The 323-nt window shown below is 52.9% G+C and carries 1 tRNA gene; it reads left to right on the plus strand.

What is annotated here, in order from left to right:
* Window positions 1-208 precede the first annotated feature (208 nt).
* Window positions 209-284: transfer RNA gene (locus tag ACXAG1_RS16990), tRNA-Ala, on the plus strand.
* The last annotated feature ends 39 nt before the right edge of the window (window positions 285-323 follow it).

A 323-nucleotide genomic window follows, 5' to 3' on the forward strand; every position in this document is an offset into this window, starting at 1 on the left:
CGTGACTCGGCGCTTTCGAATCCCTTGCATAGCAGGCTATGCTGCGGGCTCCGAAAACACCAATTCACGAAATTTACCACTCTGGTAACGCAGAGATTTTTTCGATTGGCAAGGCGCGCGACGAGCGATCGAGGGAGCGTACTCAAGTACGTGACCGAGAGAGTGAGGAGCAGCAACGCAGCCAAGCGGAAAAAGATCAAGTTAGCATGGGGCTATAGCTCAGCTGGGAGAGCGCTTGGTTTGCATCCAAGAGGTCTGCGGTTCGATCCCGCATAGCTCCACCACTTCCCGACACACATTAGAACTCAGAAACCTGATTTCTT

The organism is Microbulbifer sp. ABE4_465 (assembly GCF_056160765.1).